The 13,892-nt window shown below is 68.6% G+C and carries 16 protein-coding genes; 5 read left to right on the plus strand and 11 right to left on the minus strand.

The window, feature by feature from the left end; all coding sequences use genetic code 11:
* Positions 1–226 (plus strand): PLP-dependent transferase (locus ACFR9S_RS15140; protein WP_379818985.1); only part of this gene is annotated, 226 nt, incomplete at its 5' end.
* Between the two features lie 113 nt (positions 227–339).
* Here ACFR9S_RS15140 and ACFR9S_RS15145 read toward each other — a convergent pair.
* The 7 genes from ACFR9S_RS15145 to ACFR9S_RS15175 form a co-directional block, all read right to left on the minus strand.
* Positions 340–1,353 (minus strand): 3-oxoacyl-ACP synthase, encoded by a 1,014-nt coding sequence (locus tag ACFR9S_RS15145; RefSeq protein ID WP_379818986.1) that lies wholly within the window; start codon positions 1,351–1,353, stop codon positions 340–342.
* Positions 1,354–1,373: 20 nt separating this feature from the next.
* Positions 1,374–2,474, minus strand: a complete 1,101-nt coding sequence (locus ACFR9S_RS15150; protein WP_379731034.1) for a branched-chain amino acid ABC transporter permease — start codon at positions 2,472–2,474, stop codon at positions 1,374–1,376.
* A gap of 259 nt (positions 2,475–2,733) precedes the next feature.
* Positions 2,734–3,747: a branched-chain amino acid ABC transporter permease gene (locus tag ACFR9S_RS15155; protein ID WP_379731030.1), complete on the minus strand. Its 1,014-nt coding sequence runs from the start codon at positions 3,745–3,747 to the stop codon at positions 2,734–2,736.
* Complete coding sequence (locus ACFR9S_RS15160) at positions 3,744–4,442, minus strand: ABC transporter ATP-binding protein (RefSeq protein ID WP_379731031.1); 699 nt, start codon at positions 4,440–4,442, stop codon at positions 3,744–3,746. Before ACFR9S_RS15160 ends, ACFR9S_RS15155 begins: the two co-directional genes overlap by 4 nt.
* Entirely contained in the window at positions 4,439–5,257 is an 819-nt protein-coding gene (locus tag ACFR9S_RS15165) for an ABC transporter ATP-binding protein (protein ID WP_379818987.1), read from the minus strand. Before ACFR9S_RS15165 ends, ACFR9S_RS15160 begins: the two co-directional genes overlap by 4 nt.
* Entirely contained in the window at positions 5,258–6,598 is a 1,341-nt protein-coding gene (locus tag ACFR9S_RS15170) for an ABC transporter substrate-binding protein (protein WP_379731033.1), read from the minus strand.
* Positions 6,599–6,712: 114 nt separating this feature from the next.
* Complete coding sequence (locus ACFR9S_RS15175) at positions 6,713–7,414, minus strand: helix-turn-helix domain-containing protein (RefSeq protein ID WP_379731035.1); 702 nt, start codon at positions 7,412–7,414, stop codon at positions 6,713–6,715.
* Between the two features lie 128 nt (positions 7,415–7,542).
* On the opposite strand from ACFR9S_RS15175, the gene ACFR9S_RS15180 reads away from it, so the two are divergent.
* Entirely contained in the window at positions 7,543–8,403 is an 861-nt protein-coding gene (locus ACFR9S_RS15180; protein WP_379818988.1) for an SDR family oxidoreductase, read from the plus strand.
* Between the two features lie 51 nt (positions 8,404–8,454).
* Here ACFR9S_RS15180 and ACFR9S_RS15185 read toward each other — a convergent pair whose 3' ends face one another.
* From ACFR9S_RS15185 to ACFR9S_RS15195, 3 genes are all read right to left on the minus strand, one after another.
* Positions 8,455–9,462: a sodium:calcium antiporter gene (locus ACFR9S_RS15185; RefSeq protein ID WP_379731581.1), complete on the minus strand. Its 1,008-nt coding sequence runs from the start codon at positions 9,460–9,462 to the stop codon at positions 8,455–8,457.
* Positions 9,463–9,546: 84 nt separating this feature from the next.
* Positions 9,547–11,142 carry an AMP-binding protein gene (locus tag ACFR9S_RS15190; protein ID WP_379731580.1) on the minus strand — a complete coding sequence of 532 codons (1,596 nt, stop codon included), beginning with the start codon at positions 11,140–11,142 and terminating at the stop codon, positions 9,547–9,549.
* Entirely contained in the window at positions 11,135–11,941 is an 807-nt protein-coding gene (locus ACFR9S_RS15195; RefSeq protein ID WP_379731579.1) for an alpha/beta fold hydrolase, read from the minus strand. Before ACFR9S_RS15195 ends, ACFR9S_RS15190 begins: the two co-directional genes overlap by 8 nt.
* An 88-nt stretch (positions 11,942–12,029) precedes the next feature.
* On the opposite strand from ACFR9S_RS15195, the gene ACFR9S_RS15200 reads away from it, so the two are divergent.
* On the plus strand, positions 12,030–12,440 hold the full coding sequence (locus tag ACFR9S_RS15200) for a MaoC family dehydratase (RefSeq protein WP_379731578.1): 411 nt from the start codon (positions 12,030–12,032) through the stop codon (positions 12,438–12,440).
* 16 nt (positions 12,441–12,456) lie between these two features.
* On the opposite strand, the gene ACFR9S_RS15205 is transcribed toward ACFR9S_RS15200, so the two are convergent.
* Complete coding sequence (locus tag ACFR9S_RS15205) at positions 12,457–13,080, minus strand: class I SAM-dependent methyltransferase (protein ID WP_379731577.1); 624 nt, start codon at positions 13,078–13,080, stop codon at positions 12,457–12,459.
* A gap of 126 nt (positions 13,081–13,206) precedes the next feature.
* On the opposite strand from ACFR9S_RS15205, the gene ACFR9S_RS15210 reads away from it, so the two are divergent.
* Positions 13,207–13,401, plus strand: a complete 195-nt coding sequence (locus ACFR9S_RS15210) for a cold-shock protein (RefSeq protein WP_049980416.1) — start codon at positions 13,207–13,209, stop codon at positions 13,399–13,401.
* 162 nt (positions 13,402–13,563) lie between these two features.
* Positions 13,564–13,892, plus strand: a 329-nt coding sequence (locus tag ACFR9S_RS15215; protein WP_379818989.1) for a histidinol dehydrogenase, incomplete at its 3' end; no start/stop codon positions are given.

Genomic DNA, 13,892 nt, shown 5'->3' on the forward strand with positions numbered 1-13,892 from the left:
AACGCTTATCGAACTCGAAGCGTTCGTCGAAGGGTTGGACGTATTCACACCCGGAGCCAGTCTCGGTGGGGCTGAGAGCCTTGTTGAAGTTCCATCGTTGATGATCCCTGACGAGGTAAGTCACGGAGAGGGTACCGCGGAGGTACCTGAGTCGTTAGTCCGGGTGTCGATTGGACTTGAGGATGCCGACGATCTGTGTGAGGATCTCAGAACGGCACTACCGTAGTCCCACCTCAGCCCCCTCCACCAGAAATAGAGTTGGACAACAACATTTCGAAGAACTACGTACCAGCCGTTTCCCGATCGTTCCAAGCGAGAAAACGTCCCGTCGATCGACCCTCAGCCGATCCACCGCAGCACGCTCGCCGCCCACGTGTACCCCGTCCCCGCGGCGAGGAACAGCACCACGTCGCCGTCTGCCACCAGCCCGCGGTCCAGCCCCTCGTCGAGCGCGAGCACCTGATCGACGCTCTGGACGTGGCCGTACTCGTCGAGGTAGTGGTGGCCGTCGCCGACGCCCAGTTCGTCGGTGAGGTAGTCGTGGAACGAGCGCTTCATGTGCGTGAGCGCGACGAAGTCGATATCCTCACGGGTCAGCCCCGACGCCGCGAGCGCGTCGTCGGCGACCGAGAGGAAGTTCGCGAGGCTCACCTCGCCCAGCCGTTCCTTCATCCCGTCGGGGTCGGGGACGGTCAGCGTGTGTAGCCCCTCGTCCACGGTCGCGCGACTCGGCGGCAGTTCGGAGCCGCCGGCGGGCATGATGACGTCCCGCGAGAACGAGCCGTCGGTCTTCGCAGCGTGGCCGTGGAAGGTCGCCAGCGCGCGCTCGCCGGCGCCGCGTTCGAGCACGGTCGCACACGCGCCCGAGCCGAAGTTGAACATGAACGACGCGTCGGCGTCGGTGTAGTCCACGAGATCCTCCTCGCGGCTGGCGCCGACGAGGAGCGCGGTGTCCACGTCCCCCGTCTCGATCTGTGCGGCGACCTGCCGGAACGCGATCGGCTGGCCCGCACAGAGCGAGTAGCTCTCGGTCGCGTAGGCGTTCTCGGCGCCGAGGCGCTCGGCGATGTCCGCCGCCGCCGACCAGACGACGTGGTCCTTGTACTCCGAGCCGTGGTACAGCACCAGATCCACGTCGGCGGCGTCGACGCCGGCGTCGGGGAGCGCGTCGCGGGCCGCGGCGACGCCCATGTCGGTCGCGTGGTCGTCGTCCGGCGGGCAGACGTGTTTCTCGACGACGCCCATCTTCTCGACGACCACGTCCTCGGGGATGCCCGAGCGGTCGGCGATCTCCGGGCCGGTGATGGTTTCCTGCGGTACGTATCGGCCGTAGCCGGTGAGTGAGACGGTCATGAGTCGAAAGTCGCCACCGGTCAGTCGCGCCGGTAGCGGTCGAGGGAGTCGGGGAGCTGTTTCGCGACCGTGCCGCCGAGGCGGTCACGGACGGTGCCGAGCAGGCCGTTCGGGACGTACAGCACGAACAGCACGAAGATCACGCCGATGTAGAGGCTGGCGTGGCCGTTGAGGAACGTCTCGATGGCGCCGCCGACGGTCAGCCCGCCGACGAGGTCGGCCTCGATCACGTTCGCCGGGAGGTGTTCCCGGAGGTACGGCAGCAGGCCGCCGCCGGAGCCTCGCTTCGAGAGGAACTCCCGGACGGTCTCGTCGAACAGCCGGCCGTACAGCGGGCCGGCGAGCGTGCCGAACCCGCCGATGATCGACGCCAGCAGCGCGTCGCCGGTGACGAGGAAGTACATCGAGTTGTCCGGGGCGACCGAGCGCCGGAAGCCGGCGAACAGCCCGCCCGCGATCGCGGCGAAGAAGCCGCTGATCGCGAACGCCGCCAGCTTGAACCGGAACGGGTCGTACCCCACCGCCTCGGCGCGCTCCTCGTTCTCGCGGATCGCCAGCAGCACCGTCCCGAACGGTGAGTGAATCAGCCGCTGCATCGCGAGGTAGCAGACGAGCACCACCAGCCCGACCATGTAGTAGGACACCTCGGTCCCGCCGAGTTCGACGAACAGCAGTTCCACGCTGTCGCCGGTCAGTCGGCCGATCGCGAGGTTGAGCGCGTCGATCCCGGGCACGCCCACGTCGAAGCCGCCGGGGTGGAGTTCCGTCGAGACGGCGGCGCCGTCCCGCGGGTTCTCGCTCACGTAGTCCCAGCCGCGGACGAACACGTACGCGACCTGCGCGAACCCGAGGGTGATCATCGCGAAGTACACCCCCGAGAGCCGGAAGGAGAGCGCGCCGATCGCCAGCGCGATGACGACCGCCAGCAGTCCCGCGAGCAGCAGCAGGAGCATGAACGGCGTCCCCGGCGCGAGCAGCGGCACCTGTCCGTTGGCCGCGAGCACGACGAAGTACGCGCCCGTGCCGTAGAAGATGGCGTGGCCGAAGGAGAGGTAGCCGGTGTAGCCCGAGACGAAGTCGAACGACATCGCGAACAGGCCGAAGTAGAACACCGCGACCATCGTCTCCACACGTGGCAGCAGCGTCTCCACCTCCGTGCCGAGCGGCGACGCCGCGAGCAGCGCGTAGAGGAACGGGTACAGCGCGAACGCCGCCACGACCAGCGCGTGGGCGGTGTGCTCGCGCAGGTAGCGCCGCCACCACTCGCGACCGCTCGCGGCCGCGATGCTGCCGTCCTCGGGTGCGGCCGGATCGTCCTCGTCCGGCGGGTGGGCACCCGCTTCGTGCGGGTCGTTCTCGCCCGGCGGCTCGGTGGGGGAGCTAATGGCCGCCCACCTCCTCGACGCCGAACAGTCCCTGTGGCCGCACGATCAGCGTCACGACGAGCACGAGGAAGATCATCATCTCGGGGAGGCCGGTGAACGTGATCGCGTTCTGGAACCACCACGTCATCGTCGCGTCGACCATGCCCACGAGGCCGGCCGCGACGACGGTGCCCCGGAACGTGCCGAGGCCGCCGACGATCACGACGACGAACGCGGGCAGCAGCGTCTCGTGGGCTAACGGCAGGCTCGCCCCCCAGACGGGGTCCCACATCAGCAGCATGCCGGCGACGCCGGCGATCGCCGAACCGAGCGCGAAGACGGTGGTGAACACGCGGTTCACGTCGATGCCGAGCGCGGCGGTCATCTCGTCGTCCTCGCTGCCGGCCCGGACCACCATCCCGTAGCGCGTCCGAGTCAGGAACAGCCAGACGGCGCCGATCGTGACCGTACCGAAGACGATCTGGAACAGCGCCAGCGGCGACACCGAGAGCCCGGCGACCGAGAGGTTCTCGACCATGAACGCCGGCTTCGTCCCCAGCGCGTCTCGCCAGTCGGTGATCGGCTGGATGCCGTAGAACGAGACGACGATGCGGGCCGCCTCGTCGAGCACGAGCGCCAGCCCGAACGTCAGCAGGATCTGGTAGATCGGCGGGCGGTCGTACAACTGGCGGATCAGCCCCACCTCGACGGCGCCGCCCAGCGCGCCGATGGCGGCGAACACGAGCAGCGTGCCGACGAGGAAAAAGAGCACGCGGGCGAGGTCGCCCGTCGCGCTCCCGACCAGCACCACCATCACCAGCCCGCCGAGGTAGGCGCCGAGCATGGTGAACGAGCCGTGGGCGAAGTTGAGCACGCCCAGCAGCCCGAAGACGAGCGTCAGCCCGCTGGCGATCATCGCGTACAGCGCGGCCTTCGAGAGGCCGTTGACGAACACCTCCGACAGCGTGCCGAGGCGGAGGAACTCCCCCAGCGCGTCGACGATCAGGGGTGTGAGTACGGCCCCAGTCATGCCGAGAGATGCCTCCTGAGCCGTTCGGAGTCGGTCGACACCTCGTCGGCGTCGCCGCTGTCGACGACGACGCCGTGGTCCAGCACGTAGAATCGGTCCGCGAGGTCGAGCGCCATCGGGAGGTTCTGCTCGACCAGCAGGATCGTCGTCTCGCCGGCGACCGCTTCGAGCGCGTCGTGGACGGCCTCGACAATCAGCGGCGCCAGCCCCTCGCTGGGCTCGTCGACCAACAGCAGGTCGTTCTCGCCGACCAGCCCGCGGGCGATCGCGAGCATCTGCTGCTGCCCGCCCGAGAGGTCGCCGGCGTCGCGGCCACGGATCTCTTCGAGGTCGGGGAAGGCGTCCCACGCGAGGTCCAGCCCCGCCTGCACGTCAGAGCCTTTCGGGACGGCGATGCGGACGTTCTCCTCGACGGTGAGCTGGCTGAACATCCGGCGGTCCTCGGGGATCCACCCCACGCCGGCGTCGGCGACCTCGTGGGTCTCCTTGCCGACCAGCTCCTCGCCCCGGTAGCGGATCGACCCCTCGCGGGGCGGCGTGAGTTGGAGGATGCTCCGCAGCGTCGTCGTCTTGCCGACGCCGTTGCGCCCCATCAGCGCGACCACCTCGCCCGCCTCGACTTCGAGGTCGACGCCCTCGAGGATGTGGCTCTCGCCGTAGTACGTCTCGACGCCGTCGAGTTCGAGCAGGCTCACGCGCCGACCACCTCCTCGTCGTCGTCGGTCGTCGCACCGCTGCTCGGGAGGTCGTCGCCGTCGTCCTCCCCGTACCCGCCGAGGTACGCCCGCTGGACCGCGGGATCCTCCCGCACGGCCGCGGGCTCGTCGTCGGCGATGACGGCGCCCTGGTTCAGCACGACGATGCGGTCGGAGACGTTCATCACGATGTCCATGTTGTGCTCGACGAGCAACACCGCGTGGTCGGTCGCCACGTCGGCGATCAGGTCGATGATGTCGTCGACGCTCTCGCTGGAGACGCCGGCGTTTGGCTCGTCGAGCAGCAGCACGTCCGGGTCGCCCGCGAGCGCGATGCCGACCTCCAACTGGCGCTTCTCGCCGTGGGCGAGCGCGCTTGCCGGCCGGTCCGCCAGCGCGTCGAGGCCGACGCGGTCGAGGATCCCGTGGGCCTCCTCGATGTGCTCCTCGAACGTCGCCGTGTTGCGCCACCCCTTCCAGGCGTTCTCGCCGGCGGCCTGTGCGGCCACACGGACGTTCTCCAGCACGGTCCGCTCGGGGAACACGTTCGTGATCTGGTAGGACCGGTGGACGCCCGCCTGCGCGACCGCCGAGGGGGAGGCGTCGGTGAGCGACTCCCACTCGCCGTCCCGGCGGAGCTCGATGCTGCCGGCCGTGGGTTCGAGCGCGCCCGTCAGCAGGTCGAAGAACGTCGTCTTCCCGGCGCCGTTGGGACCGATCAGCGAACAGAGCTCGCCCTCCCGGAGCCGGAAGTCGACGTCGTCGACGGCGGTGAGGCCGCCGAAGTTCTTCGTCAGTCCGGCGGTGCGGAGCATCTACAGCGAGCAGTTCATCCCCGGCGCGTCGGCGGGGATCGTGGTCTCGCCCTTGCCGATCGTCGCGAGAGGCTCGCCGGGCTGGATCGCGGCGTCCCAGCTGTCGCTCCACTCGTCGCTGGTCGGCGCGAGGTTCGCGACCGTCATCGCCGAGCGGGCCTGGTTGTTGTACTCCTGGAACGTGTAGCCGTTCTCGCCCTTGGGCGTGTCCGTGACCGTCATGCCTCGGAGCGCGCCGGCCACGTCGCTGCCGCTCGTGGAGCCGGACTCCTCGACGGCCTGGACGATCGCGGAGGCCGCGGTGAACGTCCCCGAGGTGAACAGGTCCGGCACGACGCCGTAGGCGCTCGTGTACGAGTCGACGAACGAGCTGTTGATCTCGTTGTCGTACTGGTTCCAGTGGTAGCGCGTGGTGAACGGGCCGAGTCCGGAGTTGTCGAGCTTCTCCTGTGTGAGCGGCTCGCCGAGCGCCTGCTGGAGCGTCTGCCCGACGACCTGACTGGTGACCTGCGTCGCCAGCCCGCCGAAGACGGAGTAGCTGTAGTCGCCCTGCAGGTAGGACGTGAACATCTGCGGGAGCGTCGAGACGGTGAAGCCGCCGACGACGCCGTCGGCGCCGGCGTCCTCGGCGTTCTGGAGCAGGCCGTCCCACTCGCTGTACCCCTGCGGGACGAACCGCTTGCCGAGAATCTCCACGCCGTTGTTCGAGAGCACCTGCTCGTAGTTGTTGACGACCGCGCGGCCGAAGGAGTAGTCGGCGCCGAACAGGTACACCGAGGAGATGTCGGTCTCGGTCGCGACGTACTTCCCGCCGGAGCGGGCGTCCATTGCCGTGTTCTCGGAGGCCCGGAACACGAGGTCCGAACACGTCCCCTCGTTCGAGGTGATGCCCGCCGACGCCGCGGGGCCGGCCATGAACGGCACCTCCGCGGTGTCGACGACCGTGTCGATCACGCGGCCGGCCGCCCCGGAGGAGGCGGTGCCGAACAGCATGTCCACGTCCTCGTTCTCCACGAGGTCTGTCGCGGCCGACTGGGCGGTGTCCGCGCTGAACTGCGTGTCGCGGACGATCAGTTCGTACTCGGTGTCGCCCGCGGTCACGGTGTAGCTCCCAGTGGTCGACTCCTCGATCGGGTCGGTGTCACCCTTGTAGGCCAGTCCGGAGAAGAACCCCCAGAGCGCCTGCTGGCCGTAGTAACCGAGGTCGCCCGATACCGGCTGGAGCACGCCGATGCTCATGCCGCTGCCGCCACTCAGTGCGCCTGTACAGCCCGCGAGCCCGGCGACGCCGGCGACGCCGGTCGCTCGAAGCATGCCTCGCCGCGATAGCTTTCGCGCCATATCCTCAGTATGAGGCTCTCTCCCACCATGGATGGGGTGGTTAACATGTGAATCGACGCGCAGGATCGGCCGTCGTCGGGATCGTCGTATCAGCCCGCGGCAGCGCGTTCAGCGCTACTCCAGCTCACCCAGCGCGTCGACGACCCGGTCGATCAGCTTGCGCTCGGCCCGGCGGAGGTTCTTCGACGCCGCGGGCTTGGAGACGCCGAACTCGTCGGCCAGATCGCCGAGCGTCGCGCCGCGCGGGCTCTCGAAGTAGCCGCCCTCGACCGCGGTCTCGAGCGTCTCGCGTTCGGTCTCGGAGAGCTCCCGGCAGCCGTTAATCAGCGTCATCGCCGCGCCCGCGTTGCTCATCAGCTCGGAGATCTCGGGGATGCTGGTGTCCTCGCGGGAGAGCACCGAGAAGTCGTTGTTGCGCTCCAGCCCCGCGAGCGCGCCGTCGGCGAGGCCGTCGTTGTCGAAGCCGACGTGCCACGTCTCGCGGCCGTCCTCGATGTAGAACGGGCCGGTGACGTAGCCCTCGTTCTGCCGGATCGTGCGCATCGCGCTGGTCTCCTGGATCGTGGTCCGGATGCGGGCTGCGCCGTCGCGCTTGGCGAGCAGGTCGAACCCCTCCATCCCCCGGTGCTCGCGGAGCATCGACAGCCCCTGATCGAGCTCGTGGCGGTCCGGCGCCTCGACGACCATCCGGGTCTCGAGCTCCCCCGCCGCGGGGTTGAACTCCCAGTAGGAGGCGGCGAAGCTCAGGTCGGCGTCGTCCGTCGTGTCGATGAACGGGCAGTCGTACTGCCGCATATCGAGTGCGATGTCGATCATGGGGCGCTGTACTATCATGGACGATTCTCGGGTTCCGTGTTAAGCGTTTTCGTGGGGGATCGCTTCCGGCGGGCCGGGTTCATACCTGAACCCGCCCTTATTGGATGGTTCGGGGACTGTCCATCCTCATGACCGACGACCCCATCCCGGGCGCCGACGGCCCGGAACTCACCGCCGCGAACGTCCTCGAGGTCGACGACGACCGCTACGCCGCCGAGTCGGTCGCGCTGGTCACCGGCGCGGCCTCGGGGATCGGCCGGGCGGTCGCGGTCGCGCTGGCGGCCAATGGCTGCACCGTCGCCGCGACGGATGTGGACGCCGACGGCCTCGACGATACCGTGGATCGCGGGGCCGACCTCGACGCGGCGGGCGAGATCCACACGATCAAGGGGGACCTGACTGAGGACGACGACATCGAGCGGATCGTCGACACTGCGGCGGAGTACGGCGATCTGCGCTTCCTCGCGAACGTCGCCGGCCTCCAGCACGTCGCGCCGATCGAGGAGTTTCCCGCCGAGCAGTACGACCTGATGCAGCGGGTGATGCTCCGCGCGCCCACGCTGCTGTCCAAGCACGCGTTCCCGCACATGCGCGAGGCCGGCGGCGGCGCCGTCGGCAACATGGCGTCGGTCCACGGCCACTACACCACGAGCGACAAGGTGGCGTACAACGTCTGTAAGTTCGGGCTTCGCGGACTCACGCAGTCGCTCGCGGCCGAGGGCGACGGCGAGGTCCGGGCGTTCTCGGTGTCGACGGGGTACGTCTCGACGCCGCTTGTGACCGGACAGATCCCGGACACCGCCGACCAGCGCGGGCTGACCGAGCAGGAAGTCGTCGAGGACGTGATGCTCGGGCAGTCGCGGACGAAGCGGATGATGAGTCCGGTCGAGGTCGCGAACCTCTTCGTGTTCGGCTTCTCGCGGCACGCGAAACACCTCAACGGCGGCGATCTGCTGTTCGACGGCGGGATGACGAACACCTACGAGTAGACGGGAAGAATTCGGAGCATTCGACGACGGCGGACTGGCCCCGAGGCCCGATCAGATCCCCCTGACGGTTTCGATGACCCCGATCGACTCCAGGATCATCCAGGCGAGGAACAGCACGTACAGGCCGAGGAAGCCGTAGGCCTCGAGGTCGGTCAGTTCGAGGTCGGTCCGGGTGAACACGATGAACACCAACGTCGCGAACGCCAGAAAGCCCATCGTCGGGATCGCCGCGAGGAAGTTGATGGTCGCCGAGCCGCCCAGAATGACGCCGAGGGGGATCGCGACGAGGAGGTTGAACGTGTTGCTGCCGAGCACGTTCGTGAGGCTGGTCACGCTATCGTCGTTCTGGGCGGCGCGGACGCTCACGAACGTGTCGGGGAGGCTCGTCCCGGCCGCGATGACGGTGATCCCCCAGAGGAAACTCGGCGAGTCGAAGATCGCCCCGAGCGAGAGGGCGGCGCGGATGAGGCCCTCGACGCCGACGGCGATCACGAGCAGCGCGATCAGGAGCACCCCCCACTCCCGGGCCGGCCGGACGTCGATCGCAGCCTCGGTGACGTGATCGCTCGCGTCCTGCTGGTGGAGGAAGAGGTAGATCCCGTACGTCGCCAGCGGCAGGACCGTCAGCGACGGCGTCAGTATCGCGGCGCTGTTGGTTCCGCCCGGGACGTACGTCGCGCCGAGCGCGAACACGATGAACAGCACGAGGACGCTGATGACGTAGAACTGGGCGTCCTTGAGGACGAGGCTCCGCGTCGCTTCGAGTTCCTCGCTGAAGATGGCCGACAGCGCGGGGATGACGAGCAGATTGAAGATGGCGCTCCCGACGATGGCGCCCACCCCGAGGGAGAACTCGTTGTGGACCACCGTGCTGATGACGACGGAGCTGATCTCCGGGAAACTCGACCCGACGGCGACCACGACGGCCCCGTGGACGGCGACCGGCAGGCCGTAGTGCTTGCTGAGTCGCTCCGCGGACCGCTCGAAGTACTCGCTCCCCTTCCAGATGACACCGACTGCGACCACGATCAAGGCGAGGGATACAGCCAGTCCCGGCATTGTGGACCCGTTACGCCACGAGACTGAAAGGGATGACCCAATAGAACCAGATGGTCGAAACGACGCAATGCCCCCGACGACCCGTTACTCCCCGAACCGCTCGTTCACGGCGCCCCGGTCGATCTTCGAGGGGCCGGAGGTGGGCATCTCGTCGACGAACGCCAGCGCTTTCGGGTGTTTGAACGACGCGAGCCGGCCGTCGAGGAACTCGGTCAGCTCCCCGAGCGTGAGCGACTCGTCGCCGACGACGACCGCCTTCCCCACTTCGCCCCACGTCTCGTCGGGGATCGGGACGACGACCGCCTCGTCGACCTTCGGGTGGTCGGTCAGCGCGTTCTCGACGGCGGCGGGGTAGACGTTCTCCCCGCCGGAGACGAACATGTTCTTCTTCCGGCCCTCGATGTAGTAGTAGCCCTCCCCGTCGACACGGACGAGGTCGCCCGTGGAGACCCAGCCGTGCTCGGCGTCACCCGTAGCGCCGAACGTGCCGCGGGTCTCGCTCTCGTTGCCCCAGTAACGGTCGGCGGCGTGGGGGGACGCGAGTTCGAGTTCGCCGACCTCGCCCTGCTCGACTTCCTCGCCCGAGTCGTCCACCACGCGGGCGTCGACGTGCATCGCCGGCACGCCGACGCTGTCGGCCTTCTCGCGGGGCCAGCCGTCGGGCATGGTGAAGTTGTTCGGGCCGCACTCGGTCAGCCCGTACCCCTGCGAGAGGTCGACCCCGCGGTCCCACCACTTCCGGAGCACCGCGTCGCGACACGGGCCGCCGCCGGACTTCGCGAAGCGCAGGGTCGAGAGGTCCGTCTCCGCCCAGTCGTCGTGTTCGGTCATCATCCGCAGCACCGCGGGCACCGCGACGAGCACCGACGCGTTCGTCTCCTCGACCAGCCCCAGCACCTCGCCGGGGTCGAACTCCCGGGCGATCACCACCGTCCCGCCCATGTGGAACAGCGGGAGCGTGAGCACGTTCCAGCCGCCGGTGTGGAACATCGGGAACACCATCGGCGTGGTGTCGTCCTCGCGCAGCCCCCACGCCGTGATGGTGTTGAAGGAGTTCCAGAGCAGCCCCCCGTGGGTCAGCACCGTCTCCTTCGGCGTCCCGGTCGAGCCGCCAGTGTGGAGGAAGAGGGCGGGGTCGTCCATCGAGAGGTCGGCGGCCTCGACCGGCGAGTCGTCCGTGGGGCGCTCGTCGAGCAGGGAGGGGTGGTCGACCGTCCCTCGGTCTTGCCCGTCCTCCGCGGGCAGCGCGCGGACGGTGATCTCCAGATCGACGCGGTCGAGCGCGTCCTCGACGGCTGGGACGAACGGGGCCTCGACGACGAGTAGTTCGGGATCGACGTTCGCGAGCAGTTCGCCCAGTTCCCGCGCGGCGAGACGATGCGAGAGCGGGGCGAGGACGCCGCCGGTCTTCCCGCAGGCGAAGAAGAGGTCGACCAGCGCGGGGCGGTTCCGGGAGACGACCGCGACGCGCTCGCCGTCCCCGACGCCGTGGTCGCGGAGCAGGCGCGCGGTCCGGTTCGCCCGCGCGTCGAGGTCGGCGTAGGTGAACTCTCGGCCCGTGGTGTCGTCGACGAGGCCGACGCGGTCCGGCGAGAGTTCGGCGCGCTTCTCGCTCCACGCACCGACCCAGTCGTACGGGCGGGCGCTGTGGCCGTGGACCGGCGTGAACCCCTCAGGCATGCTGATCGAGGAACTCCCGCAGTCGGTCGGTCACGGCGTCGGCCTGCTCGACGAAGAAGAGATGCGGGCCACCCTCGAACAGTTCGAGTTCGGCGTGGAGGAGTCGGTCGGCCAGCGCGTGGGCGTTCTCGACGGGCAGCACCTCGTCGTCGGTGCCGTGCATGATCAGCGTCGGCAGCGAGAGCGTGCCGAGTTCGTCGGCTGCGTCGAACGCCTGTACTGCGGCAGCCTGTGCGTTCCGTCCGGCCTCGCTGGCGTCGGAGTCGAGCCGCCAGTCCACGATGTCCTCGATCAGGTCCGGGTGTTCCTCGGCGAAGCCGTCGGAGATCGCGGGCGTCATCTTGTACCGGATCGCCTCGCGCTCGTCGGCGTCCTCCGGCACGTCGAACATGAACGCCTGCGTCTCCGGCGGGACCGGGACGGCGTCCTCGCCGCCGTGGGAGGTACAGAGCAGCGCGAGCGATTCCGCGCGGTCGTCCTCGAGCGCGAAGCGCTGGGCGATCATCCCGCCCATGCTCGCGCCGACGACGTGGGCCGACTCGACGCCGGCGTCGTCGAGCACCGCTCCCAGATCATCGGCCATCTCGTCGATCGTGTACGGCCCCTCTGGGCAGTCAGAGTCTCCCGTGCCGCGGTTGTCGAACACGATCGTGTCGTAGGACTCGGCGAGGGGGTCGCGCTGGAACTGCCACATCCACTTGCCGTAGCCCAGCCCCTCAACGAAGACCACCGTCGGCGCGTCGCTCGGCCCCGTCCGGTCGTAGGAGAGGGCCACGTCGCCGTTGTGTGCGGTCGGCATACCCTCGAACTGTCGCCCGCGGGCTATCAAGGTCCGTATTCACATGTGAACCGGGGCAGCTACGGTGCCGCCGGGATTCGGTCGGGGTATGCCTGTCGCGACCGTCGGCGACGACGCCGAAGTACAGCGCGAGGTGACCGAGGAGACGATCCAGCAGTACGCAGAACTCACCGGCGACGAGAACCCCCTCCACACCGACCCCGACTACGCCGCCGAGGGGTTCTTCGGCGGGATCGTCGCCCACGGGATGCTCGGTGCGGGGCTAATCAGCGCAGCGCTCGCCGCGCTCCCGGGCGATATCGTCTACCTCTCGCAGGATCTCGACTTCGAGGCGCCGGTCCGCCCCGGCGACACGGTTCGGGCGAGCGTGGAGGTCGTCGCGGAACTGGGCGACGACCGCGTGCGCGTCGAGACGGTCGCCGAAGTCGTCGACGGCGACGACTCGACGACGGTGATCGACGGCGAGGCGGTCGTGCTATCGGTGTCACACGACGATTAGCGGAGAATAGCGGCGACTACGGCCGACGGAACGCTCGCAGCGTGTCCCGGCGCTTGCTCGACTCCGAGAGCAGCTGTGCGAACCCCCGCTGCTCGAAGATCGCCTTCCAGTCGCGGTGGTACAGCGGGAACTCGTCGTTGACGTAGGAGACGTCGGCCTCCTCGCGGGCGCCCGCGCCGCGTGCGGACTCGTTCTCGACGGTGAGCAGCAGGTCGCCGGTGACGCGGGCAACCTCGTCGAACACCGTCTCGGCCTCGTCAGGGTGGATGTGCTGGAGCGTCTCGACGGAGTAGACGGCGTCGAACGCGCCGTCGTCGAACTCGGGGAGGATCTCGCCGGCGTCGCCGACGTGGAACGTCGCGTCGGCGGCGAGGTCGGGGTACTCTTCCCGGAGCACGTCGATGGCGTCCGCGTTGATCTCGATCCCGTGGAGGTTCTCGAAGCCGCCGTCGTGGAGGTGGGCGAGGTGGCGGCCGGAGCTACAGCCGATCTCCAGCACCCGCGCCTCCCGGTCGAGGAAGTGTGAGACGAGATCCCGTACCTGCTCGCTGGCCTCGTTCGGCCCCTTGTGGGCGTAGTACGTCGGCGAGAACTCGCCGGTCCGCTCGGCCCACTCCTCGCGCACGTCCTCTGGGTTCACTGTGAGAGGGTGAGGCGTCGGCGAGTAAAGGCCCGTCGGCCTGCGGACGGCCGGTTGCCGGCGGTTCGACACTGGCGTGGTCGGACCGAAGGGGTTAACAGTTAGCCGCGAGTCCGTTGGTATGTAATGGCGACTGGTACGGTTGATTTCTTCAACGACACGGGCGGTTACGGTTTCATCGAGACTGAGGACGCGGACGACGACGTGTTCTTCCACATGGAAGACGTCGGCGGTCCCGACCTCGAAGAGGGCCAGGAGGTCGAGTTCGACATCGAACAGGCCGACAAGGGCCCGCGCGCGACGAACCTGACCCGCCTGTAACTCGGCTCAGCGTTTTCGCGACGCAGTAACTATTCGGGCGTCCGCGTTGCGGACCCCTGAACTCACACTTTCGAGCGGCAGCTATCCGCTGCCGCGCTTCCTACTCCCCGCGAGCGACGGCTATCCGCAACCGCCTTAGGCCGTCGGCGAGGAACGCGAGGTATGCAACCACGAGCGATCGCGGAGCTCTCGACCGGCGAGCGCCGGGCCTTCTTCGACCGGGACTCGGGCGTCGAGAGCGCCCGCGAGGACGTCCGCGAGATCCTCCCGCGGGTACGGGAGGAGGGTGACGTGGCGGTCCGTGAGTTCTCCAAGGAGTTCGACGACGTCGACGTCGCGAACATCGACGTGACCGCCGAGGCCGAGCGCGCGGTCGAGGACGTCGACGACGACACGCTGGAGCTGATCCGCGACGCCGTCGAGAAGATCCGGGCGTTCCACGAACGCCAGCGCCCCGACGACTGGCGCGAACAGTTCGAGGACCGCGAGCT

This window comes from Halolamina salina, assembly GCF_042678005.1.
Lineage (GTDB): Archaea > Halobacteriota > Halobacteria > Halobacteriales > Haloferacaceae > Halolamina > Halolamina salina.